Origin of the sequence: uncultured Sphingomonas sp. (assembly GCF_913777625.1) — a bacterium.
In the GTDB taxonomy this organism is placed as follows: domain Bacteria; phylum Pseudomonadota; class Alphaproteobacteria; order Sphingomonadales; family Sphingomonadaceae; genus Sphingomonas.
The window spans coordinates 18250-42255 of record NZ_CAJYTI010000001.1 but is presented as its reverse complement, the minus strand read 5'-3'; the positions used below and the strand labels follow the sequence as shown (position 1 = coordinate 42255).

21 protein-coding genes are annotated in these 24006 nt (G+C 65.1%); 10 read left to right on the top strand and 11 right to left on the bottom strand.

Going from position 1 to position 24006, the window contains the following annotated elements:
• Positions 1-7: 7 nt before the first annotated feature.
• Complete coding sequence (locus QZ814_RS00190; protein ID WP_294328988.1) at positions 8-2443, bottom strand: TonB-dependent receptor; 2436 nt, start codon at positions 2441-2443, stop codon at positions 8-10.
• Between the two features lie 368 nt (positions 2444-2811).
• Here QZ814_RS00190 and agaR point away from each other — a divergent pair, with 368 nt between their 5' ends.
• The 9 genes from agaR (at position 2812) to QZ814_RS00145 (ending at position 13640) form a co-directional block, all read left to right on the top strand.
• Entirely contained in the window at positions 2812-3582 is a 771-nt protein-coding gene (agaR, locus tag QZ814_RS00185) for a transcriptional repressor AgaR (protein WP_294328987.1), read from the top strand.
• Positions 3579-4931 (top strand): D-tagatose-bisphosphate aldolase, class II, non-catalytic subunit, encoded by a 1353-nt coding sequence (locus tag QZ814_RS00180; RefSeq protein WP_294328986.1) that lies wholly within the window; start codon positions 3579-3581, stop codon positions 4929-4931. Before agaR ends, QZ814_RS00180 begins: the two co-directional genes overlap by 4 nt.
• Positions 4928-6037 carry an SIS domain-containing protein gene (locus QZ814_RS00175; protein ID WP_294328985.1) on the top strand — a complete coding sequence of 370 codons (1110 nt, stop codon included), beginning with the start codon at positions 4928-4930 and terminating at the stop codon, positions 6035-6037. The genes QZ814_RS00180 and QZ814_RS00175 overlap by 4 nt, the downstream gene beginning before the upstream one ends.
• Positions 6034-6945, top strand: a complete 912-nt coding sequence (locus QZ814_RS00170) for an ROK family protein (protein ID WP_294328984.1) — start codon at positions 6034-6036, stop codon at positions 6943-6945. The genes QZ814_RS00175 and QZ814_RS00170 overlap by 4 nt, the downstream gene beginning before the upstream one ends.
• On the top strand, positions 6942-8156 hold the full coding sequence (gene nagA, locus QZ814_RS00165) for an N-acetylglucosamine-6-phosphate deacetylase (RefSeq protein ID WP_294328983.1): 1215 nt from the start codon (positions 6942-6944) through the stop codon (positions 8154-8156). Before QZ814_RS00170 ends, nagA begins: the two co-directional genes overlap by 4 nt.
• Before the next feature lie 102 nt (positions 8157-8258).
• A complete protein-coding gene (locus QZ814_RS00160) occupies positions 8259-9506 on the top strand; it encodes an MFS transporter (RefSeq protein ID WP_294328982.1) in 1248 nt (415 codons plus the stop codon).
• A 4-nt stretch (positions 9507-9510) separates the two neighbouring features.
• Positions 9511-11400 carry a beta-galactosidase gene (locus tag QZ814_RS00155; protein WP_294328981.1) on the top strand — a complete coding sequence of 630 codons (1890 nt, stop codon included), beginning with the start codon at positions 9511-9513 and terminating at the stop codon, positions 11398-11400.
• A 604-nt stretch (positions 11401-12004) separates the two neighbouring features.
• Positions 12005-12709, top strand: a complete 705-nt coding sequence (locus QZ814_RS00150; protein WP_294328980.1) for an SDR family oxidoreductase — start codon at positions 12005-12007, stop codon at positions 12707-12709.
• Positions 12699-13640: a 50S ribosomal protein L11 methyltransferase gene (locus QZ814_RS00145; protein ID WP_294328979.1), complete on the top strand. Its 942-nt coding sequence runs from the start codon at positions 12699-12701 to the stop codon at positions 13638-13640. Before QZ814_RS00150 ends, QZ814_RS00145 begins: the two co-directional genes overlap by 11 nt.
• A gap of 138 nt (positions 13641-13778) precedes the next feature.
• Here QZ814_RS00145 and QZ814_RS00140 read toward each other — a convergent pair whose 3' ends face one another.
• The 10 genes from QZ814_RS00140 to QZ814_RS00095 all read right to left on the bottom strand — a co-directional run bounded on the left by QZ814_RS00140 (position 13779) and on the right by QZ814_RS00095 (position 22363).
• On the bottom strand, positions 13779-14477 hold the full coding sequence (locus tag QZ814_RS00140; RefSeq protein WP_294328978.1) for an HAD hydrolase-like protein: 699 nt from the start codon (positions 14475-14477) through the stop codon (positions 13779-13781).
• Positions 14452-15426 carry a cation diffusion facilitator family transporter gene (locus tag QZ814_RS00135; protein WP_294328977.1) on the bottom strand — a complete coding sequence of 325 codons (975 nt, stop codon included), beginning with the start codon at positions 15424-15426 and terminating at the stop codon, positions 14452-14454. The genes QZ814_RS00140 and QZ814_RS00135 overlap by 26 nt, the downstream gene beginning before the upstream one ends.
• Before the next feature lie 68 nt (positions 15427-15494).
• Positions 15495-16001, bottom strand: a complete 507-nt coding sequence (locus tag QZ814_RS00130) for an EF-hand domain-containing protein (protein WP_294328975.1) — start codon at positions 15999-16001, stop codon at positions 15495-15497.
• Positions 16002-16079: 78 nt separating this feature from the next.
• Positions 16080-16475 carry a DUF2809 domain-containing protein gene (locus tag QZ814_RS00125; protein ID WP_294328974.1) on the bottom strand — a complete coding sequence of 132 codons (396 nt, stop codon included), beginning with the start codon at positions 16473-16475 and terminating at the stop codon, positions 16080-16082.
• Between the two features lie 15 nt (positions 16476-16490).
• Positions 16491-17522 carry a tRNA preQ1(34) S-adenosylmethionine ribosyltransferase-isomerase QueA gene (gene queA, locus QZ814_RS00120; RefSeq protein ID WP_294328973.1) on the bottom strand — a complete coding sequence of 344 codons (1032 nt, stop codon included), beginning with the start codon at positions 17520-17522 and terminating at the stop codon, positions 16491-16493.
• 13 nt (positions 17523-17535) lie between these two features.
• On the bottom strand, positions 17536-18324 hold the full coding sequence (locus QZ814_RS00115) for a peptidylprolyl isomerase (protein ID WP_294328972.1): 789 nt from the start codon (positions 18322-18324) through the stop codon (positions 17536-17538).
• Positions 18325-18406: 82 nt separating this feature from the next.
• On the bottom strand, positions 18407-18916 hold the full coding sequence (gene coaD / locus QZ814_RS00110; protein ID WP_294328971.1) for a pantetheine-phosphate adenylyltransferase: 510 nt from the start codon (positions 18914-18916) through the stop codon (positions 18407-18409).
• Between the two features lie 23 nt (positions 18917-18939).
• Positions 18940-19839 carry a polyprenyl synthetase family protein gene (locus QZ814_RS00105; protein WP_294328970.1) on the bottom strand — a complete coding sequence of 300 codons (900 nt, stop codon included), beginning with the start codon at positions 19837-19839 and terminating at the stop codon, positions 18940-18942.
• 12 nt (positions 19840-19851) lie between these two features.
• A complete protein-coding gene (locus QZ814_RS00100; RefSeq protein WP_121074070.1) occupies positions 19852-20097 on the bottom strand; it encodes an exodeoxyribonuclease VII small subunit in 246 nt (81 codons plus the stop codon).
• A 223-nt stretch (positions 20098-20320) separates the two neighbouring features.
• On the bottom strand, positions 20321-22363 hold the full coding sequence (locus tag QZ814_RS00095; protein ID WP_294328969.1) for a S9 family peptidase: 2043 nt from the start codon (positions 22361-22363) through the stop codon (positions 20321-20323).
• Positions 22364-22509: 146 nt separating this feature from the next.
• Between QZ814_RS00095 and QZ814_RS00090 the strand changes: the two genes are divergently transcribed.
• A complete protein-coding gene (locus QZ814_RS00090; RefSeq protein WP_294328968.1) occupies positions 22510-23889 on the top strand; it encodes an NAD-dependent succinate-semialdehyde dehydrogenase in 1380 nt (459 codons plus the stop codon).
• Positions 23890-24006: the final 117 nt, after the last annotated feature.

Sequence of the window (24006 nt, the reverse complement as noted above, 5' to 3'; positions counted from 1 at the left end):
CGAGATTTCAGAATTTAGAAGTGAAAACTGCGCCGAAATAACGCTTGTAGTCCATCGGAAGGACGGCGTTCTCGCCTGCTCCCCAGCCGATTCCGGCAGGCTCGAAGGGCCGCTGATAGTAGAACTTGTCCATAAGATTCTTCACGTACAGCGTGAGACTATAGCGCTGATCCGAAGAGTGCAGATTGTAGCTCAGGTCGAAGATGCTATACGCTGGCTGGATTTCGAATGGATCGGGACTGATCGTGTTGTTTTGAGAGGCGCGGTGGCGGAAATCCAGCCGCACGCTGTTCTCGAGTCCCCCGGGCCCGGCGAATGCGTATTGCACATTGGCATCTGCGCTGAACTTGGGGGCATTGGTCGGCGCTTGACCCTTCAGATTCTGCAGCATCTGACCGTCCGCGCCGGCGATGCAGGCGCCCATGGCGACGGCATAGCTGTTGCATGCGATATAGGTGTCGCTGGTGAAGCGGGCATGGATCCAGTTGACGCTGGTGCCGAAGGCCCAGTGGTTGTCCGGCCTGAAATCGATCCGCGCTTCTACGCCGTCAGACCCCAGCGTACCCGCGTTCTGCAAGCGCTGCACGGTGGGTGCCGGATTGCTCGGGTCGAAGAAATTGACGCGCGCCTGGTAATTGTGGACGCGCAGGTCGAACAGCGTCAGGCCATAGCTGATCTTGCGGTCCAGCGCGTCGCCCTTTACCCCGATTTCGAACTGGCGACTGACCTCGGGCGGCGCTGGTGCGAATGCGCTTGGCCCGACGAATTCGCTGATGTTCTTGCCGCCGCCATTGTCCCAGGCAACGCCCTTGAAGCCGGTCGAATGCGTCGCGAAGAACGTTGCATCGCCAGCCTTGAAGCGAAGCCCCTCGCGGTCGATGAAATGACTATGCGTCGCCGACGCTGAAAACGGCGTCAGATAGGCCGGACCTTCATTGTCATCCGCGAAGGTCTGGTAGGTCATCGTCTGCTTCTCGGTAAGGTACCGGCCGCCGACGAAGGCCGTGAGGTTATGCGTCAGGTCATATTCGGCCTGACCGAAAACGGCATAGTTGTCGGTGACAACGGAGCTCGCATAGTCCTCAATATTATAGCCGTTATACGGACCGTTGGAGACGGGCCCGCCATAACTCGCGCAGTTGAAATTGGCGAGTGACGTCGGTGCCGGCACATTCGGCACGCTGTACATCGCGTTCCAGCACTGAACGTCCGTCTCACGGCGATAATCATTAAGGTGATAATAGAACAGTCCGCCGGTATAGCGCAATTTCTGGTCGCTATCCGACTCGATCCGCAGTTCATGCTGTGTCGTTTTGTAGTTCGACGGGCCAGCATACATCAGTGGAGCGAGGTTGACCGGAATTCCCAATTCATTGTCATTGCTGTTCAGGCGGTAATTTCTATAAGATCCGTTATAGATAAGTTTGACGCTACCGAGAGAATACGTAACCTTCCCGGAGAAGGCGAAATTGCGGGCGTCCGCGTTGACGCGATCCTCGTTGAGGTAGGTGTGATTGTTGTTGACGAGAGGTAAGGTGATTCCGGAAATTTTCAGGAAGTTGTTGTACCAGGCCGTCATCGCCGTATTGGCGCCGCCGCCTGCCTGGTCCACATCGGCCTGGGTCAGATTGACCAGTACGGTTGATGGCATGGCGACAACCTTGCGCGATCCTTCGACACGAAGAAGCACTTCCAGGTTGCTTGCGGGTTCCCACAACAACTGCCCGCGCACGCCCCAGCCATGGCCCTTGCCACCGTTGGGCTGCCCCGCATTCGCATTGGGCACCCAGCCATCGGTCTGGGCCCAATAGCCGTTTACCATCGCCGCTACCGTCGGCGACAAGGGGACGTTGATGCCTGCTTTCAGGCGATAGTCGCCATATTCCGCGATGCCGGCGCTAACCTTCCCTGACAGGCCGTCGCTGAGCGACGGCGCCGTGGTGACGATGTTGAGCATGCCGGCCACGGCATTCTTGCCGAACAAGGTGCCCTGGGGGCCCTCCAGGAGCTCTACCCGTTTGATATCGCCGAGATTCATGTCGAGCTGCGCGTTTCGAGCGAGCGTTTCGCCGTCGATCACGATGGCCGCGTCGGGCTCGACGCCGGGAATGTTGGCCAACGTGGCAATGCCGCGGATCGACAGCATGTCGGTGCGCGGGTCTCCGGTCTGTTGGAAGCTGATAGCCGGAAGATGCTCCACGACACTTACGACATCGGACAGCGCCATTTGCTGGATGCGATCTCCATCCAGCACCGTTACTTGCGCAGGAACGTCCTTGATTTTTTCTTCACGGCGCTGAGCGGTTACGACGATGTCGCCTGTCTGCGTGACTTGCGGCGTATTTGTGGCAGTGGATTGCGTTTGTGCCAGGGCTGGGCATGTGAATATAGTTGAAGCCAGAAGAAAATAGGTTTTTGGAACTCGACCCCTCAAATTAATCATGTCTTCCTCACCTTTATAAAGCAGTGCGCCGCCCGCGGAATATTTGTTCCCGACGCATAGCGCGGAAATTATTTGTTATATTTTGAAATAATGTTCGGAGACGCTTGCCGTCTGCGTTATTATCGAGACCATTTCACCGGGCAAAATGCAACATCCGGTCGCTCGGTGTACCGAAGAAAAGCTTTCGAAATCGCGCCGAAATCACCCGTCCGGGGCGGGTGTGATGCGATAATATGCTGAAATATCAATGGTATGCGATTTCGAAAGTGCTGCAATGCAGGGGCTGTTGACGGCGAGTGGTCCGCCCAACATATCTCAACCAACAGCGTGCTGTGAGCTGAATCGCCGAGAAAAGGAGTCATGGACCTGTGATTTCAACGGAACGCAGGCATGAAATTCTGCAGATTGCCTCGGTCGATGGCAGAGTAAATGTTCTAGACCTGGCGCATCGCTTCGGTGTTTCCGAAGTTACAATTCGGAAGGATCTCGAATTACTTGATCGTCGAGGCGCGCTTCAACGTACCCGTGGTGGTGCGACGGCAAGCAAAGGCATATTCAGGGAATTGTCCCTGCTCGAAAAGATCCATCAAAATGCTGATCTTAAAAAGAAGCTTGCATGGAAAGCTCGTGAGTACATCCGTGATGGGGATGCGATCATAATAGATTCGGGTAGTACTACTGGTGAGATATCTTGCTGCTTGAACGGGTTCAACAATCTGAAGGTCATGACGAACAGCCTGAATGTTGCTCAAGCTGCATGCCAGTATCAGGGGGTTGAGATCATGATGAGTGGTGGAAATCTTCGCAAAAAGTCTCAATCCCTCTTTGGAAAGAGAGCTGAAGAAGGCTTGATGAACTATAATTTTGATAAAGTCTTTCTTGGGGTGGATGGGTATGAATTCACTGCGGGCGTGACCACACATTTCGAACAAGAGGCGATCCTGAATCGAAAGATGTGCGAGGTTTCGCAGTATATTATCGCGGTGACGGATTCTTCGAAGTTTGGAAGGTCGAGTCTTCACAAGATATGTAACTTTGGCAGCATCGATATACTCGTCACGGACTCAAATATTTCTCCAAAATATGCCGACGCGCTTCTGAAAAGTGGCGTCGAGCTATCTATCGTAGAGGCGACATGATCATAGGCGATGACATCATATCGATTTCAGATGCGCGGGCGCATGACATCAGATCGATAATCCAAGCAAATATTGCGGGAAAATCCTGCGGGATTTATTCCGTTTGCTGCACGCACCCGCTGATCCTCGAAGCAGCCGTCGATCAAGCCATCGCCGATGGCGGGCTGCTGCTGGTCGAAGCGACGGCCAATCAGGTCAATCAATTCGGCGGCTATACGGGGATGACGCCCGCCGACTTCCGGCTCTTTGTCGAGTCGATTGCATCGCAGCGAGGCCTTCCGCTGACGCGGCTGGCGCTGGGCGGAGATCATCTCGGCCCCGTTGCCTGGACGGCGGAACCTGCCGCCATCGCACTTGCTAAGGCCTGCGACCTTGTGGCCGCATTTGCCGAGGCGGGCTTCGTCAAGATCCACCTCGATTGCTCGATGCCGCTGCAGGGGGACCCTGACGTGCTGGACGATTCGATCATCGCCGCGCGCGCCGCCGAACTGTGTGCGCGCGCCGAGCTGGCGGCGATTGCAAAGTTCGGGTCCAGCAGCATCAGCTATGTCATCGGCACGGAGGTTCCGCCGCCCGGAGGCGCGAGCGAGCAACTCGCGGAGGTGCCTGCCACGGATGTCGAAGCCGCACACTGCACCCTCGTGACGCACCGGCAAGCGTTCGAGGCTGCGGGGCTGAACGATGCGTGGCGGCGCGTCATCGGGCTGGTCGTCCAGCCGGGCGTCGAATTCGATAATGCCTCGGTAATCGACTATCCGGCGGGCAATGCGGCCAAGCTGCGCGATTTGGCTGAAGGGTGGCGCGAGGCGATCGCGTTCGAGGCGCACTCGACCGATTATCAGTTGCCACAGGCGCTGGCGGCGCTTGTCGAGAATCATTTTGCCATTCTGAAGGTTGGCCCGGCGCTGACCTTCGCGCTGCGCGAAGCGCTCTTCGCACTGTCCCATATCGAGGACGAACTGGTCGAGTCCGCGCAGCGCTCGGATTTGCGGGCGGTATGCGAACGGCGCATGCGCGACGTGCCGGGCGCGTGGAACAAATTTTATCATGGGGATGAGACCGAGTTGCGACTGCTCCGGCGGTACAGCTTCAGCGACCGGATCCGCTATTACTGGCCCGATCCCGCGCTGGATTTGGCCGTCGAGAGGCTGATCGCCAATATCGACGCGCACGCCATCCCTGCTGGGTTGCTCAGCCAGTACCTGCCGGTCGAATTCGAAGCGGTGCGGCAAGGCACGCTGATGCCCGACGCCCGCTCGCTGATCCGCCACAAGATCCGCACCGCATTGTTGCCCTATGCTGCTGCCTGCTCGCCGGCAGTCACGATCCGCGAGGATTTTCAGTCATGACGGACTCTCTACGCATCACCGACGGCGACTGGACCGGGCGTGAAATCGCCCAGCAGCCCGATGTCTGGACCGAGGCGCTGGCGAACCTCGATCGAGTGCGTCCCGCGCTCGAGGCGTTTCTGGCGCCGCTGCTGGCGCAGGACGATCTACGCATCATTCTGACCGGCGCGGGCTCTTCCGCCTTTGTCGGGCGGACGGCAGCACCGGTGCTGACCCGTGCACTGGATCGGCTCGTCGAAGCAATCGCCACCACCGACCTGGTGGCCGCCCCGCTCGACTATCTGCTGCCGCGCAAGCCTACGTTGCTGGTATCCTTTGGCCGGTCAGGGGACAGTCCGGAAAGCGTGGCCGCAGTGAAGCTCGCCGATCAGCTCGTCGAAAATTGCTGGCACCTCACCATTTCGTGCAATCCGGCCGGCGCACTCGCGCTGCATGCACGCGACAATTCGCGAAGCTTCTCCTTGCTGATGCCGACTGCGACCCTGGATCGCAGCTTCGCCATGACCAGCAGCTTTTCCAGCATGCTGCTGACGTCGATCGCCGCGTTTGCGCCCGATGCAGCACAGGCCGAGCGCACCATCGCTCTTGCCCGCACGTTACTGGCCGACCCCGCTCGAGAGATCGACGCGGCGATCGCCCTAGGCTTCGAGCGCATAGCCTTTCTGGGTAGCGGCGCCCTGAGCGGCATCGCCACCGAAGCGGCGCTCAAGATGCTCGAACTGAGCAGCGGCCGAATCGACTGCTATGCCGATACGCCGCTCGGCTTCCGTCATGGACCCAAATTTGTCCTCGACGAGCGCACGCTGGTGGTCATGCTGGACAGCATAGAGCCGTATACCCACGACTATGACGACGACCTTGCCCGCGAGGTCACGCAAGACGGGCGCGCATTGCAGGTCATCCGGCTGGGGGAATTGCCCTATCTGCTAGGCGCTGAGATCAGCGACGTTTGGCTTACGCTGATCTACCTGATCTGGTGCCAGCGACTGGCCCGGCGTCACGCGCTCGCGCTCAACATCGATCCCGACAGCCCGAGTGCGGACGGTCAGGTCAACCGGGTCGTCCAGGGCGTGACGATCTACGCTTGGCCCGACCGTCAACCATGATCCTGGGCCTCGATATCGGCGGCACCAAGATGGAAGCGGCGGTGTTCGACGAACAGTTCACCGCGCTAGCCCGACACCGCGTTGCCACGCCGACCGACGATTATTCCGGTTTCATGGCTGAAATCGCCGGTCTGGTCGCCTGGGGGGATGCCCAGGCCGGGTGTCGGACGCGGGTCGGCGTGGGCTTTCCGGGCCTGATCGACGCGCAGGGGCGATCGCTATCCGCGAATGTTCCCTGCGCCAGGCTGCGCCATGTCGAGATCGACATTGCGCAGCGGCTCGATCGTCCTGTCGCGCTGTGCAACGACACGCATTGCTTCGCCTTGTCCGAGGCGGTGGGCGGCGCGGGGGCCGGCTTTCGAAGCGTGTTCGGTGCGATCCTCGGCACCGGTGCCGCCGGTGGGCTCGTCATCGACGGAAAGCTCTATCGCGGGCGACTCCAAATGGCTGGGGAATATGGCCATCTGCCGCTCCCCGCGCACATCGCACGGGCGTTCGATCTCCCGTTCCGCAGGTGCGGTTGCGGCTTACAAAACTGCCTGGAAGCCTACATCGCAGGACCCGGTCTGTTGCGGTTGGCACGCGATTTCGGGGTGACGGCGGCACGGACCGCGGACGTGATCGCCGCCTGGCAGCGTGGCGATGCTTTGGCGTTAGTCGTGCGCGAATGCTATTTTGCGCTGCTGGGGGCCGCCTTTGTTGCGCTGGTCAAGCTGTATGACCCCGACATCGTCGTGCTGGGCGGCGGGTTGTCCCTGGTGGACGAGATCATCGAACAGCTGCCCCGCGCGATCGAGGCGGAACTATTTGCCGGATTTTCCGCGCCACCGGTACGCCGGGCTGCGTTTGGTGACAGCAGCGGCGCGCGCGGCGCTGCGATCCTGGCTGGCCAGGAGCTGCCCCTGTGAGCCCCGCTCTTGCCCTCCGCGCAGATCGGATCGTTACGGAGGCGGGAATCGCCCATGGCAGTTGGCTGGTGCTGTCAGATGGCCGGATCGAACGCGTATCCCGCACGCAGCCGATCGGCACGGCGATCTCGTTAGACCTGGGGGATGTCACCCTCATTCCCGGCCTGATCGACATCCACATTCATGGCCGCGAGGGCGCCGACGTGATGGATGCGGATCCGGTATCGTTACGCACGATCGCGCGATCGCTCGCGCGCCACGGTGTGACCGGCTTTCTTGCCACGACCGTCACCGCCGACTGGAACCGGACGCTCGCCGCACTGGGCGTGGTAGCCGATATGATGCACGAAGTTCCTTCGGGGGCACGGCTTCTGGGCGCCTATAGTGAGGGACTGTTCTTCAGCTGCACCCATCGCGGCGCGCACAATCCGGACTGGTTCCTGAAGCCCGATCGCGACCGTATCGACGCGCTGATTGCCGCCTCGCGCGGGGCCCTCAAAGTACTGGCCCTCGCACCGGAGATCGACGGCGCGATGGACAGCCTGCGCCATGCCGTGGCGCGGGGGCTGCGGGTGGCGTTGGGGCACACCGACGCCAGTTACGATCAGACGCGCGCGGCGCTTGCCGCCGGGGCCAGCTCCGGGGTTCATTTGTTCAACGGCATGCGTGGTTTGCATCATCGCGAGCCGGGCTGTGCCGGCGCGCTACTGATGGAAGATTGCTTCGTCGAAGTGATCGCCGACGGGGCGCATCTGCATCCCGCGATATTGCAATTGATAGCCCGGTTGAAATCGGCCGACCAGGTCATGCTGATCAGCGATTGCATGTGTGCGGGGGGGATGCCCAATGGCACCTATCGATTGGGCGAAATGGACGTTGCGGTGCGCGACGGGGTGGCGCGGACAGCGGCAGGGGGGCTGGCCGGTAGCACCCTGACAATAGACCGCGCGCTGGCTCGCATCATCGACGCGACCGGGATCGCGCTGGAGGAGGCGGTCCACATGGCCAGTCTGACGCCCGCACGCTTCCTGGAGATCGCGCAAGACACCGGCAGTATTGCGCCCGGCAAGCGCGCGGACCTGACCGTGCTCGATACGGCGGGTGACGTTCGAGCGACGCTGGTCGGGGGGCAGTGCGCTTGGCTGGCGCCCGATTTTGCAGCTGGCGAACCGCTGGCGCAATTCGCTGCCCCACGACCATCGATCGCGTGACGCCAATTTCGGCGCGACAGAAATCTACGGACAGGCCTTGTCGACATGAATCAACATAACAGTCTCGTACGTCAAAGAGGCGCTGCCGAGCAGATCAGGATCATGATATTCATCGGTCTTCTGTTCTTTCTTTTTGGATCGGTGACATGGCTGAACGGATCGCTGATCCCCTATCTGAAGATCGTTTGTCGGCTCGATAGCTCGCAGTCCCTGTTGGTAACCTTCGCATTTTACATTTCCTACACCGTGATGGCGCTGCCAATGGCCGGAGTGCTGGAACGCACCGGCTATCGTGCGGGGATGATGGTCGGGCTGGGGATCATGGCGCTGGCTGCGCTGATCCACATCCCGGCGGCGCTGTTCGCCAGCTATCCGTTGTTCCTGCTGGCGCTCTTCACCTTGGGCACCGGCCTGACGGTATTGCAGACCGCGTCGAACCCCTATCTCGTGCTGCTCGGCCCGATCGAGGGGGCAACCCGACGGATCAGCATCATGGGCATCGTCAACAAATCTGCCGGCGTGCTGGTACCACTGGCGTTCACCGCCTTCATTTTTACCGACCTCGGCCCGGCGGAACCCAGCGTAGCCGACAGCATGCGCCTGGCGCACAAGCTGATCGCGCCCTATTGCGCCATGGCGGTGATTCTGGTCGGCCTGATCGGGTTGATCCGGTTCGCGGATCTGCCGGAAATCACGCCCGCTCCTGCCCCGAGCCACCAGCCGGCCGGGCGTGGTCTGGCCTCGAATCCGCAATTGGTGCTCGGTGCGATCGCCCTGTTTGGATATATGGGTGTCGAGGTGATGGCCGGCGACACGATCGGCCTTTTCGGGCAGAGTCTGGGCGTCCGCAGCTATACCCTGCTGACGTCCTACACGATGGCAGCGATGGTACTGGGCTATGCGCTGGGAATCATATGCGTACCCCGGTTGATCAACCAGCGTACGGCCTTGGCGGTATGCGGGGGAAGCGGGTTGGTCGCCGTGATCGGCATCTTGACGACATCCGCCCATTCGGATGCCATCGCGCACCTGGTCTGGGGCTGGAGCGGGATCCCACCCATTCCAGACCCGCTATTTTGCGTCGCGGCGATGGGGCTGGCGCATGCGCTGGTCTGGCCGTTGCTTTGGCCGCTGGCGCTGGCGGATCTAGGGCGGCACACCGCCCGGGCCTCCGCGGTGCTGATCATGGCGATCTCGGGCGGTGCCGTGCTGCCGTTGCTGTTCGGCTGGATCGGCACCCACGTCACCAATCTCCAGAACGCCTATGCGCTGGCGCTGCCGTGCTACGCCATGCTGGTATTTTATGCAGTCAAGGGCGCCGGCTTGCGCGCTTGGCGTGGGGAGTCCTGAAACGATGACAATCGATCGCCGCACGTTGCTCGGCCATACCGTTTTTGGCTGGACGGGCATTGGTTTGCTTGGTGCGCTTCCCGATCAAGCGCTGGCCGATCCGGCTGGAGCCAAACCGGGGCATCGCTTTGCTTTCGCCGACGCGGCCATTCCGGAAGGCTTCCTTCTCGACGGGGCCCCGTTCCAGATCCGGTCCGGCGAGATGCACCCGGCACGGATCCCACGGATTCATTGGCGACATCGCATTCGCATGGCCAAGGCGATGGGGCTCAATACCATTGCGATCTACCTCATGTGGAATCACCATGAGTTGGCGCCGGGCGTTTGGGACTTCACCAGCGACAATCGCGATATCGCCGCATTCATCCGCCTCTGCGCGCGCGAGGGCCTGTTGGTGTATCTGCGCGCCGGCCCCTATGTCTGCGGCGAATGGGATCTGGGCGGGTTGCCGGCCTATCTGCTGCGCGATCCCGATATCCGCCTGCGGGACGGCGGTGACGTTCGCTACATGGCGGCCGTGGCGCGTTACATCGGCGAGGTCGCGCGGGTGGTTCGGCCGCTCATGCACGATCGTGGCGGCCCCATTCTGATGGTCCAGGTTGAGAACGAATATGCCTCGTTCGGCAAGGATCTCGCCTATCTCGATACGATCCGGACGATGTGGCGGACGGCCGGCATCGAGGGGCCGTTCAGCATTTCGGACGGCCTGAAGCAGATCCAGGCGGCGCAGACCTATCTCCCGGGCACCGCACTGGGCCTGGACGGCGACACCGATTTCGCCGCGGCCCGCACGATTGCGCAAGGGGCGCCGGTCTGGGTCGGGGAGGGCTATCCTGGCTGGCTGACCCATTGGGGCGATCCAGCCTTTGCCAGCGGCGACTATCGCCAGACCCTGACGATGCTCATGCAGCAACGGATCTCGTTCAACCTCTATGTCGTGCACGGCGGCACCAATTTTGGATTTGGCGCCGGTGCCAATGCCGATTCCGACGGCACGAACTTCCTGCCGTCGCTGACCAGCTACGATTATGGTGCGCCGATCGACGAACAGGGGGCGCCAACTCCGCAATATGGCGATCTGCAACGCATCATCGCGCGTGCGACGGGTTCGACGCCGGCCCCGGTGCCGGCGCTACCGCCAGCGATCGCGTTCGAACCGGTAGCGACCCGGCCGGTCGGGTCGGTGTGGGACAGTGCGCGCGTCGAAATGGCCGCCGATCCGCAACCGATGGAGACGTTGCTCCATCAGGATCAGGGGATGGTCCAGTACGTGCATTCGCTGGCACCCGGTGGCCCCGGCGCGTTGCGCATTGCCGGTCTGCACGATGAAGCGTTGGTATTGCTGGAAGGACAGGTCATCGGCTGGCTATCGCGCGTCGCTGCCGCCAAGGCTCCCGATGCCGTGCAGCTGCCTGCGCGCGCAGTAGCGCAGCGGCTCGACATATTGGTCTACCCCTTCGGTCGGGTGAACTACGGCCACTATATGTCTGACCGAAAAGGCATCCTCGGTGCGGTCCAGCTGAACGGCGTGGCGCTGCGGGGCTGGGAGGTGCGCGGCCTGCCGCTCGATGCGCGGCATCTGGATGCCATGCGCGCGACACCACGTAAATTCGGTCCCGCCTTGCTCCATGAAGCCACCGTCGTCCTGCCGCGGGTGGGGGATACCTTCATCGACATGACCGGCTGGGGTACGGGCTTCGTCTGGGTCAATGATCGTCTGCTGGGACGTCATTGTCGCCTGGGCCCGCAAACCGCGCTGTACTGCCCGGCGTCGTGGCTGCGGTCCGGCCCCAACCGGATCAACGTCCTCGATCTCTACGCTGCGCCTGGCCTGTCCATCGCCGGCATCAGTCGACGCCCGGGATCGGTTGCCGTGCCGGCAGGCGCTGGATGACGACGCGCAGCCGGACGATGAACGATCCTTGCGCAGGGGGGGAAGGGTTTTTGCTTACGACGGCCTGGCCGTGGCGTCAGGCCAACTCTTTCACGGTCCGATCAGGCACCCTCACCACATTTGAATAGGCCCGGAGGGGCCACTGCATCTCGGCCCGAACGGTTGGCCCACGAAGGACCGGGCCGATTGGCACGGGCGCGTTCAAATCACCGCGGCGCTTCATGATCGTCTGCTGCGAAGCGGGTTCGAGGGCTTCGATCGCGTCCTACCGGCGCTCTACAGTGGGCGTGGGCCCGGTATAGCTGAACCCAATTCCGAGAGCGTAAGCGTCATCGCGCCATGTGCAATTGTATAGATCGATCGTCCGAACACCGTCGGCGGGCAGGCGGCCCAGTCACCGACCCCGGCAGCGACGGCCAAGTCCAGCCTTTGCCCGATCCACCGCTCGATTTGGCCCATGACCGCGTGCCTCCGTCGGCGCTTTGTCGCGTATGGCCCCACCATAGAGAATGGCTGCGTGTCGGGCGCAGGCGGCCAACCACCAGGATGCAAGTGCCGCCGCGCCGGGGTGACGCGCCCGCGCGCCCGCGCTAGGGCTGGGCCCATGACCACCCATATCCTTCTCACCGGCAGCAGCCGGGGCATCGGCGCGGCGACGGCGGCGCTGCTCGGCGACGATGCGCGCGTGAAGATCGTCGGCCAGGGCACGCGTAGCGGCATTCCCGCCGACTTCACCGATCCCGCCGCCCCGCAGGCACTCTGGGCACAGGCGCTCAAGGCGCTCGACGGCCGGATCGACGTGCTCATCAACAATGCCGGCATCTTCGAGGCCAATCCGCTCGACGCGTCTCATGAGGCCTGGGTCGACGGCTGGGAGCGCACCATGCGCGTCAACCTCACCGCGTCGGCCGAGCTCTGCCGGCTCGCCGTGCGCCACTGGCAGGAGCGGGGGAGCGGCGGGCGCATCGTCAACGTCGCCAGCCGTGCCGCCTATCGCGGCGACAGCCCGGCGCACTGGCATTATGCCGCCTCCAAGGCGGGCATGGTCGGCATGACCAAGTCGATCGCGCGCGGCTATGCGGCCGAGGGCATCCTCGCCTTCGCGATCTGCCCCGGCTTCACCATGACCGGCATGGCCGAGGACTATCTGGCCAGCCGCGGCGGCGACAAGCTGCTCGCGGACATCCCGCTCGGCCGCGTTGCCAGCCCGGAGGAAATCGCCGCCATCGCCAAGTTCTGCGCGCTCGATGCGCCCCCCTCGATGACCGGTGCGGTCCTCGATGCCAATGGAGCCAGCTATGTCCGCTGAGATCGACAGCTGGAAGGTCAGCCTGCCCTGCACTCGCGCCGAGGCCGAGGCGATCGACGCGGGCACGATCGAGATCGACGCGGTGCTGATGACTACCGAGACGGTGGAGGACGATGTCGAGCATTGGCGGCTCGACGCCTATTTCGAGAACGAACCCGATGCGGCGATGCTCGCGGTGCTCAAGGCGCTGGTGCCGAGCGCGGGCGATGTCGAGCCGGAGGTCGAGGCGCTGACCGCGCAGGACTGGGTGACGCTGAGCCAGGAAGGACTGGAGCCGATCCGTGAAGGGCGCTTCGTCGTCCATACCAGCGCGCATCCCGTGGAGGCGCCGGAAGGCGGCCGCGCGTTCCTGATCGATGCCGGGCGAGCGTTCGGTACCGGGCATCATGCGACGACCTCGGGCTGCCTCGCGATGCTCGACGGCATGGCGGATCGGCGCTTCGCGAACATCATCGATGTCGGCACCGGCACCGGCCTGCTCGCCTTTGCCGGCGCGCATCTCTGGCCCGAGGCCAAGGTGATGGCGACCGACATCGACCCCGCCGCGGTGGACGTGACGCGCGAGAATGCGGTGGCGAACGGGATCGGGGGCGTCGATCTGGTGGTGGCGGACGGTGCGCTGTCCGATGCGATCACGGCCAAGGCGCCGTACGATCTGGTGATCGCCAACATCCTGGCAGGGCCGCTGGTCTCGATGGCGCCGGAGCTCGCCGCCATCGCCGCGCCGAACGCGACGATCGTGCTGGCCGGGCTGCTCGAGACGCAGCGCCCCCAGGTGGTCGAGGCGTTCGCGGCGTGCGGCTGCACGTTGGAGGCGGTCGATCGCCGCGGCGACTGGACGATCCTGCGGCTGGCGGCGGGTGCGGCGCGTTACGTGCCGGTCACCCCGCCCGACCCCAAGGGCCGCGACGGCTGGGCGCTGGATATTTGATCTCGGCAGGGCCCTCTTGATCGTCATCCCGGCGAAAGCCGGAATCCATTGGCGCTCCGTTTCAGAAGGAGTCGAGCCGCGCAGGCGAATGGATCCCGGCTTCCGCCGGGATGACGGCTTGAGGGGCGCCGCGGGGTGTCAGCCCCGGTGCTGGCTTACATAGGAGAGGATGTCCTCCGGCGTACGGAACAGCGCGTCGGGGGCCATGCCGGTCAGCAGGTCCTCGGCGGCATAGCCCCACAGTACCGAGCCTGCCCGCATCCCCACTTCGCGGGCGGCATCGACGTCGCGGGTCTCGTCGCCGATCGCCAGCGCGGCCTCGGGCGTTACGCCCATCTTGCGGAGCACCCGGCGGAACTTCGGCGCCTTGCCGAACAGCGACGAGCCGCAGGCATAGCAATGGATCTTGGCGGCATGGCGCGGGCCCAGGATCTTGCGGGCATTCTCCTCCGAGTTGGAGGTGACCAGCGCGAGCTTGACGCCGGTTTCGACCAGCCGGTCGAGCAGATGGGGGGTGCCGGGAAAGAGTTCGATGCGATGCGCGTCGCGGCTCACCAGCTTGCGGACATAGCGGGCGATCCATGGCATCTTCCAGCGCGCGATGCCGAGGAAATCGATCACCTCGCGCGAGGTCTTGCGGCGGAGCAGCTCCACCTCGTGCGGCGCGATCTTGCGGAAGCGGAAGCGTTCGGCGAGATCGTTGGCGACGGAGACGAACCAGTCGCCGCTGTCGGACAGGGTGCCGTCGAAATCGAAGATGACGAGATCCAGGGGGCGTCGGGTCGCGAGGGGGCTCGCGAAGGCGCCCGTCTTAGCCATGTCCGCTACCAGTTCCATGCATCCGGCACTCCGCCCCGTTGCCCAATTCGATCTGTACCGTGCTGTGCTCGATCCGGAAATCGTGCGCGAGCAAGTGCTGAAGATGAAGCAGAAATGCGTCACCTGGATGACCATCGGGCATGACCAGATGGGCCGTCAGCGCCGCTTCGGTGGTGCTCATCGGCCAGACGTGCAGGTCGTGGACGCGGGTAACGCCGGGCTGGGCGAGCAGCGCCTTCTCGACCGAGGCGAGGTCAATGCGATCGGGCACCGCCTGCAGCACCATGGTCAGCGATTCGCGCAGAAGGCCCCAGGTGCCGACGAGGATGACCAGCACGACGATCAGGCTGATCACCGGATCGATCCAGCGCAGGCCCGTCCACCAGATCAGCGCGCCGGCCACCACCACGGCCGCCGAGACGCCGGCATCGGCCGCCATGTGCATGTACGCGCCGCGGATGTTGATGTCGTGCTCGCGGCCGCGGGCGAAGAGCAGGGCGGTGCCGAGGTTCACGACGATACCCGCACCCGCCACCAGCATCACCGGGATCGGCGCTACGGCGGGCGGATCGGCGAGGCGCTGGATCGTCTCGAGGAGGATCGCGCCGATCGCAATCAGCAGCAGCAGCGCATTGGCGAGCGCGGCGAGGATCGACGAGGCGCCCAGGCCATAGGTGAAGCGCGGCGTGGCGGGGCGCTTGCCGAGCTCCGCGCCGCCCCAGGCGATCAGCAGCCCCAGCACGTCGGAAAGATTGTGGCCGGCGTCCGCCAGCAGCGCCATCGATCCGGTCCAGATGCCGGCGCCGCCCTCGATCAGCACGAAGGCGATGTTGAGCGCGGTGCCGATCGCGAAGGCGCGCCCGAAACTGGCGGGTGCATGGCTATGGCCATGGCCGTGCCCATGGCTGTGCCCGTGGTGTGAATGGCCATGCCCGTGACGGTGGCCGTGCGCGTGATTTCCCGACATGCTGGGGCGATCCTAGCGGGCGTTTGCCGTGTGATACTAGCCCATTGCGGCGAACGTGTGCGGCGGGATTACCGCCGTCCGTGCTTGCCCTTGCCGTCCATCGGGCTGAACGCGGGCGGGCGGATCGTCACCAGCTCGCTGCGTTCGATCACGCCGTCCTTGTTCTTGTCGAACCGCGCCCAGATCAGCGCGAATCGGTCCTGGAACTCGGCCCAGCTCACCTTGTTGTCGCCGTCGCGGTCCATCTCGAACGGGCTGGGCAGGGTGTTGCGATCGCCCATCCAGCGCAGCGACCAGTCCGAATAGGCGATATAGCCGAGCGCGCCCGTGTGCCCGGTATCGGCGCTGTCGAAGCTGCGCTTGAGGCCGGCGTCGAACTCCGCGCGGGTGACGTGCGCGTCGCCATCGGTATCGAACCCTGCGATCAGCAGCGCGACCGGCTCGGCGATCACCGTCGCCTGCGGCTGCGCGCCGGGACCGTTGACCGTGATCTGCCCGGGCGCGGGGCGTTCCTGGGCGAGGGCGGGCACGGGCAGGGCCGCGGTGCAGGCGGCGAGCAAGAGGAACAGGCGCATCAAACCCTCATCGGTACACGGGGCGCGAACGGGAACGGGTTCGCCTGGCCAGCGATAGCCGCATTGCGGGCGGCCCGCCTAGGGGTGTCGGCTGCGCCGGCGGCGGACGGCTTCGACGATCAGGATCGCGGTGGTCCCGAGCAGATAGGCGCCGAAATCCTTGAAGTCGAAGCCGGTGCCGAGTACCGCCCGCGCAACCCGCGAGCCACCCAGGCCGAGCAGGTAGACCAGGTGAAAATATTGGGAGACCTCGATGGCGAAGGCGACCAGCGTCGCGATCAGGGCGGCGCGGCGGACGCCGAGCGACGTGCCCGCCCGTAGCGCGGCATAGACCAGCACGACCGCCAGGCTATCCCCCGCATAGGGGCGGATGATCGGGTCGTGCAGCCAGATCGCGATCGCTGCCTCGACGAGGAACAGCACCAGCGCTGTCAGTGCATGGCCCCAGCGGATGCGAAACCAGGCCAGAGGCACAGCGGACGGCGGGGCTTAGCGGGCCGGCAGCAACAGGCTGGAATCGCCGTAGCTGTAGAAGCGATAGCCGCTCTCGATGGCGTGCGCATAGGCCGCCTGCATCCGGTCCAGCCCCATCAGCGCACTTACCAGCATGAACAGCGTCGAGCGCGGCAGGTGGAAGTTGGTGACCAGCCCGTCGACGCCCTTGAAGCGATAGCCGGGGGTAATGAAGATCGCAGTGTCGCCTTCGAAGGGCTGGATCACGCGGTGCTCGTCCGCCGCGCTTTCGAGCAGGCGCAGGCTGGTGGTGCCCACCGCGATGATCCGGTTGCCCGCCGCGCGTACCGCGTTGAGGCGGTCCGCTACTTCCGGGGTGATGCGGCCCCATTCGGCGTGCATCTTGTGCTCGTCGGTATCCTCGGCCTTGACCGGCAGGAAGGTGCCCGCGCCGACATGGAGGGTCAGCGTGGTGTGGCCGATGCCGGCCGCTGCCAGCGACGCCATCAACCCGGGCGTGAAGTGCAGTGCGGCCGTCGGCGCGGCGACGGCGCCCGGTTCGGCCGCGAACATCGTCTGATAGTCTTCGGCGTCGCGTTCGTCGGTCGGACGCTTGGAGGCGATATAGGGCGGCAGCGGCATCTGGCCGCAGCGCTGCAACAGCAGCTCGACCGGCTCGTCGCCCTGGAAGTCGAGCGCGAAGCTGCCGTCTTCGCCGCGATCCGAGGCGATGGCGATCGCGTCCGGCCCGAAATCGATCGCGTCGCCGTCGCGCAGCCGCTTGGCGTTGCGGATGAAGGCCCGCCAGCGGCGCGGCCCCTCGCGCTTGTGGAGCGTCGCGCCGATCCGCGCCTCGCCGCGCGTGCCCTCCAGCTGGGCGGGGATCACGCGGGTGTCGTTGAACACCAGGCAGTCGCCGGGGCGGAGCTGCTGGGCGAGGTCGCGGACGATCGCGTCGCGCGTCTCCGCGCCGTCCAGCACGAACATACGGGCGGAATCGCGCGGCGCGGCAGGGCGGAGCGCGATCCGTTCGTTGGGCAGCTCGAAATCGAAAAGGTCGACGTTCACGGGACGGCTGCGATTACTGCTTCTTGGGCGCCGGCTTCTTCGCCGCCGGCGTGGTCTTGGCCGGTGCGGCCGGGCCTACCGGGATCAGCATCGGGCCTGCTGCGGCCGGAGCGGCAGGCGCCATCGGCTGGTAGGGCGGGGGATTGTCCGACTGGATATAGGCGTGGATGATCTTGGTCGGGTTCTGCGGCGGCTCGCCGCGCTGGATCTTGTCGACCCACTCCATCCCCGACGTGACCCGGCCGAACACGGTATAGTCGTGATCGAACGCCAGCTTGGGCTGCATCATGATGAAGAACTGGCTGTTCGCGCTGTTCTCCGCCTCGGTCTTCTGCTCGGCGGTGGCGCCGTCCGGTGCACCGCGGCGCGCGGCGGACACGGTGCCGCGGACATGCGGCAGCGAGCTGAACTCGGCGGGCACGTTGGGGAGATCCGAATCGCCGGTGCCGTCGCCCTTGGGATCGCCGCCCTGGGCGATGTTGTAGGGATCGTCGACCACGCGGTGGAAGGTAAGGCCGTCATAGAAATGCTTGCGGGTAAGCGTCTTGACCCGCTCGACCATCTTGGGTGCGACGTCCGGGCGCAGGCGGATCGTCACGCGGCCGCCGGTCGAGAGGTCCAGCACCCACGTATTCTCGGGGTCGGCCGGAACCAGCACCGAGGGGCGCGTGTTTGCATCGGCATTGACGCCCTTGAACGGCTCGATGACGGGTTTCGGCTTGCCGCCGCCCCCGCCCTGCGCCAACGCCGGCATGGCAAACAGCGTGGCGGCCATGGCGGCCATCGTGGCTAGCAAACGCATCGAACTTCCCACTCGCTTCTGGTGAATGCGCGGCTCTAGACCAATCGCCGGGCGCCGCAAAGCCCGGCGGGGTGACCTGCGGTCAGTTGCTGCCCTTGCGCCCGATCGCCTCGACCCGGGCGACCATGTCGGCCTCCACGGTGGGGGTGACGAAGCGGTGGATCGGGCCGCCATAGAGGGCGATCTCCTTCACCAGCCGGCTGGCGATCGGCTGGAGCGAGACATCGGCCATCAGGAAGACGGTCTCGATCCGGTCGTTGATCTGCTGGTTCATGCCCGCCATCTGATATTCATATTCGAAATCGGCGACGGCGCGCAGGCCGCGGATGATCACGCTCGCCCGCTCGCGCTCGGCGAAATCCATCAGCAGCGAATCGAAGCTGACCACGTCGATCGTGCCGGCCAGCCCCTCCACCTCGCGGCGGACCATCGCCATCCGCTCTTCGACCGTGAACATCGGCGACTTGGAAGGATTGGTGGTGACCCCGATCACCAGCCGGTCGACCAGCTTCGCGCCGCGCCGGATGATGTCCATATGGCCGCGGGTGATCGGGTCGAAGGTGCCGGGATAGACCCCGATACGGCTGTGCATATGGTCTCTCCCCCCAGGACCGCTCAGCGGTCGCGTTCCAGCGTGAAGCGCGCCACGTCGCGCAGCAGATCGGCCTCGGGGCCGAAGGCGTGGAGATGGGCGATCGCCTGGTCGACCAGCATCCGCGCCTGTTCGCGCGCGCGATCGATGCCGAGCAGCGACAGGAAGGTCTCCTTGCCCGCCGCGCCGTCCTTGCCGAGCTTCTTGCCGACCACCGCCTCGTCGCCCTCGGCATCGAGGATGTCGTCGACGATCTGGAACGCCAGCCCGATGTCGCGGGCATAGCCGCGCAGCCCCGTGCGGCCCTCGGGCGAGACGCGGCCGAGGATCGCGGCGCATTCGACCGCGCAAGAGATCAGCGCGCCGGTCTTCATCGCCTGGAGCCGGGTGACGGTGGCGAGATCGAAGCTCGCCTTTTCCGCCTCGAGGTCCATCATCTGGCCGCCCGCCATGCCCGAGGGGCCGGAGGCGCGGGCGAGTTCGGCGATCAGTTCGACGCGGACATAGGGATCCGGGTGGGTCGCTTCGTGGCCGAGGATCTCGAAGGCGAGCGCGTGGAGGCAGTCGCCCGCCAGGATCGCGGTCGCCTCGTCGAACGCCTTGTGCACGGTCGGCTTGCCGCGGCGCATGTCGTCATCGTCCATCGCCGGCAGATCGTCATGGATCAGCGAATAGACATGGATGCATTCGAGCGCGGTCGCTACGCGCGCGGCGCAGGTCTTGTCGACCGCGAACAGCTGGGCCGTCGCGAACACCAGCAGCGGCCGCAGCCGCTTGCCGCCGCCGATCGCGGCATGGCGCATCGCGCGGTACAGGTCGGCACGGGGATCGTCCGGTACGTCGAGCAGCCGGTCGAACTGGGCGTCGATCTCGGCGGCGACCTGGCGCAGCGCCGATTCGAGCGCGAGCGAAGCGTGCGTCACGCTCGCCACGCCTCAGCCGGCCGCGAAGGGCGTGGTGCCGGCGGCGCGGCCGTCGGCATCGGTGCGGATCGCCTCGATCCGGGCCTGCGCCGCGTCGAGCCGCGCCGCGCATTGCCGGCGCAGCTGGTCGCCGCGCTCATAGAGGTCGATCGCCTCCTGCAGCGCCGCTTCGCCGCTCTCCAGCCGGCTCACGATCTTCTCCAGTTCCTTCAGCGCCTCTTCGAAGGAGAGCGCCGTGATGTCTGCTTGGGTAGCCATGCCGCCGCTATGCGGCAGGGCAGGGGGCGATGGCAACCGGGGCCCCAGGTATTTGTGCGCGGGCTCCTTCGGCAGGCCTCTACCCGACTGTCATCCCGGCGAAAGCCGGGATCCATTGGGGTCACCGCCATGGCTCTTGCTGGAGCCGAGAGGCGACTGGATCCCGGCTTTCGCCGGGATGACGGCTAGGGGCGGGCGGCTGTTCATTAGATACGGGGGCGGGTCATTTGCCGGCGGACGTCGTACCCGTGCGATAGCGATCGAACCAGGCGAGGATCGCCGCCGCCTTGGCTGCGGACTGGCTCGGCCGCGCGGCGATGCCGCCATGGCTGGCGCCGGGTACTTTCACCAGCGCGGTCGGCACGCCGCGGATCTGGAGCGCGGCATAGTACTGCTCCGATTCGCTCACCGGGGTGCGGTAATCCTCGCTGCCGACGACGACGAGCGTCGGCGTCTTGACGTTGCCGACCAGGCTCAGCGGCGAGCGGTTCCAATAGCTCATCGGATCCTCCCAGGGCTGCTTGGCGAACCAGTAGCGCGAGGTGAAGCCGGTATTGTCCATGGTCAGCGCCTCGCTGATCCAGTTGATCACCGGCTTCTGCGTCGCGGCGGCCTTGAAGCGATCGTTCTTGCCGACGATCCAGGCGGTGAGCACGCCGCCGCCCGATCCACCGGTGACGAACAGATTGTCCGGATCGGCGACGCCCGTCCCGATCGCGGCATCCACCGCGGCCATCAGGTCCCCGTAATCGTCACCGGGATATTTCTTGTCGATCAGGTCGGCGAAGTCCTCGCCGTAGGAGGTGCTGCCGCGCGGATTGGCATAGAGCACCGCATAGCCATGCGCGGCGTAGAGCTGATAATCGGAGGAGAAGCCGGGGCCATAGGCGGTGTGCGGGCCGCCATGAATCTCGAGGATAGTCGGCACGCGGGTGCCGGGCTTCACCCCGGGCGGGGTGACGAGCCAGGCGTCGATCTTGCGGCCGTCGGGCGCGGTCACTGCCAGCGGGGTGACCGGCGCCAGCATCTTGGCGGCGAGCAGATTGTCGTTGAGCCGGGTGAGGCGCTTGCCGTTCACATAGATGTCGGCCGGATGCAGCGCGTCGCCGCCGGTATAGGCGACGGTGCCGCTTGGCGAGACGGTAAAGTCGCCGCCGGTATAGGGCCGGTCGAGCCCGCCGCCGGTGAGGCCGGTCGCCACCGTGCTGACCTTGCCGTCCAGCCCGATGCGCGCAACCAGCTTGCGGCCGTGATCGTCATAGGAAACGAACAGGCTGCGCCCGTCCTTGGCCCAGACCGCGCTGTCGATGCTCTTGTCGAGTGCGGCGGTGAGCACGCGGCTGCCGCTGCCGTCGTGGTTCATCACATAGAGCTGGGTGTTCTGGTAGCTACGATGCGTGTCGTCATAGCCGAGATAGGCGATGCGGGTCCCGTCGGGCGAGAGCACCGGCGCGGCATCGGGGCCGTAGCGCTTGGTCAACTGGGTGAGGGCGCCCGAGGCGACATCCACCGCATAGATCTCGCTGTCGTTGAACTCGCGCTCCCAATCCTTGCGGCGGTTGCTGCCAAAGAAGATGCTGCGGCCGTCGTTCGACCAGGCGAGCGGGCCGGCATCGTCGAATTTGCCGAAGGTCACCTGGCGCGGCGCACCGCCGTCCGCCGCAACGACGAAGATATGGTCCGAGCCGGGCTTGAGATAGCCGCCGCCATCGGCGCGGTAGGTGACGCGGTCGATCACCTCCAGCGGCTCGGCCCATTTGGCGCCCTCGGGCTTGGGCGGCTGGCTGCCGAGCGACATGCCTTCGCCGGGCACGGTCATGGTGTAGGCGATCTGGGTGCCGTCGGGCGACCAGGCGATGCCCTGCGGGCTGTCCGGCAGACCGGTGATCCGCGCGGTGGCGCCGGTGGCGATCCAGCGGACGAACAGCTGCGGCGCGCCGCCCTCGGCGCTGGAGACATAGGCGAGGCGGGCGCCGTCGGGCGACCAGCGCGGCTGGCTGTGCGAGCCGGGGGCGGTGATCAGCGGAGTCTGCTGGCCGGTCTTCACATCGACCAGCCAGATGCTCGCGCGGCCGCGATCGGTCATGATGTCGGCCGACTGGCGGACATAGGCGACCTTGGTGCCGTCCGGGCTGATCTGCGGATCGCTCGCCTGTTCGAGCGAAAACAGATCGCTGCCGGTGAACAGGCGGGTCGGGCCGTCCTGGGCGATGGCGACGGCGGGCATCGCGGCGCTGAGCAGCAGGGCGAGGGAGGCGAGGCGCATGAAGGTCTCCGGCAGGGCAGGTGCGGCATCGTGTTCGGGCGACGGTCGCTTGGCAAGCCGTTCCGCGCGCAACGGACGCCGGTATGATTGCGGGCGCGGCACCCTGCGCCTAGCTCCGCGTTGAGAAGCGCGAAGGAGACTTGCGGATGTTCGAAATTATCAACCCGGCGACCGGCGAGACGGTCGACCGCATCGCCGAGCTGGACGATGCCGGGATCGAGGCGGCGCTGGCGCGTGCGGCGGTCGGGTACAAGGCGTGGCGGGAAACTTCGATCGAGACGCGCACCGCGCTGCTGACGAAGATCGCCGATGCGTGGGAAGCCAACACGCAGCATCTCGCCGAGCTGGCGGTGCGCGAGATGGGCAAGACCATCACCGCGGGCCTCGCCGAGGTGGAGAAGTGCATCTCGGGTTTCCGCCACTATGCCGAGCATGGCCCCGCCTATCTGGAGCCGACCACGGTCCAGACACCGACCGGCCATGCCGTGGCGCGCTGGCTACCGCTGGGACCGGTGTTGGCGGTGATGCCGTGGAACTTCCCCTATTGGCAGGCGGTGCGCTTCCTCGCGCCGACGATCCTCGCCGGCAATGTCGCGCTGCTCAAGCACGCGTCGTCGGTGCAGGGCTGCGCGGCGGCAATGGAGGAGATGGCGCGGCAGGCAGGCGCACCCGAGGGGCTGTTCCAGAACCTCGCGATCAAGTCGAACAAGATCGACGCGATCATCGCCGACAAGCGGGTGGTGGCGGTGACGCTCACCGGCTCCGAGGGCGCGGGCGCCAAGGTGGCCGAGGCCGCGGGGCGCGCGCTCAAGAAGGTGGTGCTGGAGCTGGGCGGCTCGGATCCGTTCATCGTCATGCCCTCCACCGATCTCGACGCGGCGGTGAAGACCGCGGTGACCGCCCGCGTGCAGAATGCCGGGCAGAGCTGCATCTGCTCGAAGCGGATGATCGTCCACGCCGAGGTGTACGACGCGTTTCTCGCCAAGTTCGTCGCCGGGATGGAGGCGGTGAAGATCGGCGATCCGATGGACAAGGAGACGGTGATGGGGCCGCTTTCCAGCGTGCAGCAGCGCGATACCGTCCTGGAGCAGGTGGCGAAGGCGCAGCGTGCCGGCGCGACGCTGCTGACCGGCGGCACCAGGATCGAGCGCGAGGGCGCCTGGATGACGCCGGGCGTGCTGGTTGACCTCGATCCGGAAAGCGATGTGGCGAAGGAGGAGATCTTCGGGCCGGTCGCGGCGGTCTACAAGGTCGCGAACATCGACGAAGCGATCGCGCTGGCGAACGACGTGCCCTACGGCCTCGGCTCGTCGGTGTGGACGCAGGACGAGGGTGAGATCGAGCGCTTCGCCCGCGACATCGAGGCGGGGATGACCGCGGTGAATTCGCTGCTCGCCTCCGTCCCGGCGGCGCCCTTTGGCGGCGTGAAGCTCTCCGGCCATGGCCGAGAGCTCGGGCCCTGGGGGCTGCACGAGTTCATGAATCTCAAGGCGGTGATGTTTGGGGGCGGCAAGGCCGGGGATTGAACTTCAAGCCTCTCCTCCTGGGAGGAGGGGTTGGGGTGGAGGGATGCCAGAACGCCTGTTGGTCTCGGTGAGACACTGCCCCACCCCAACCCCTCTCCTGAAGGGGAGGGGCTTAAG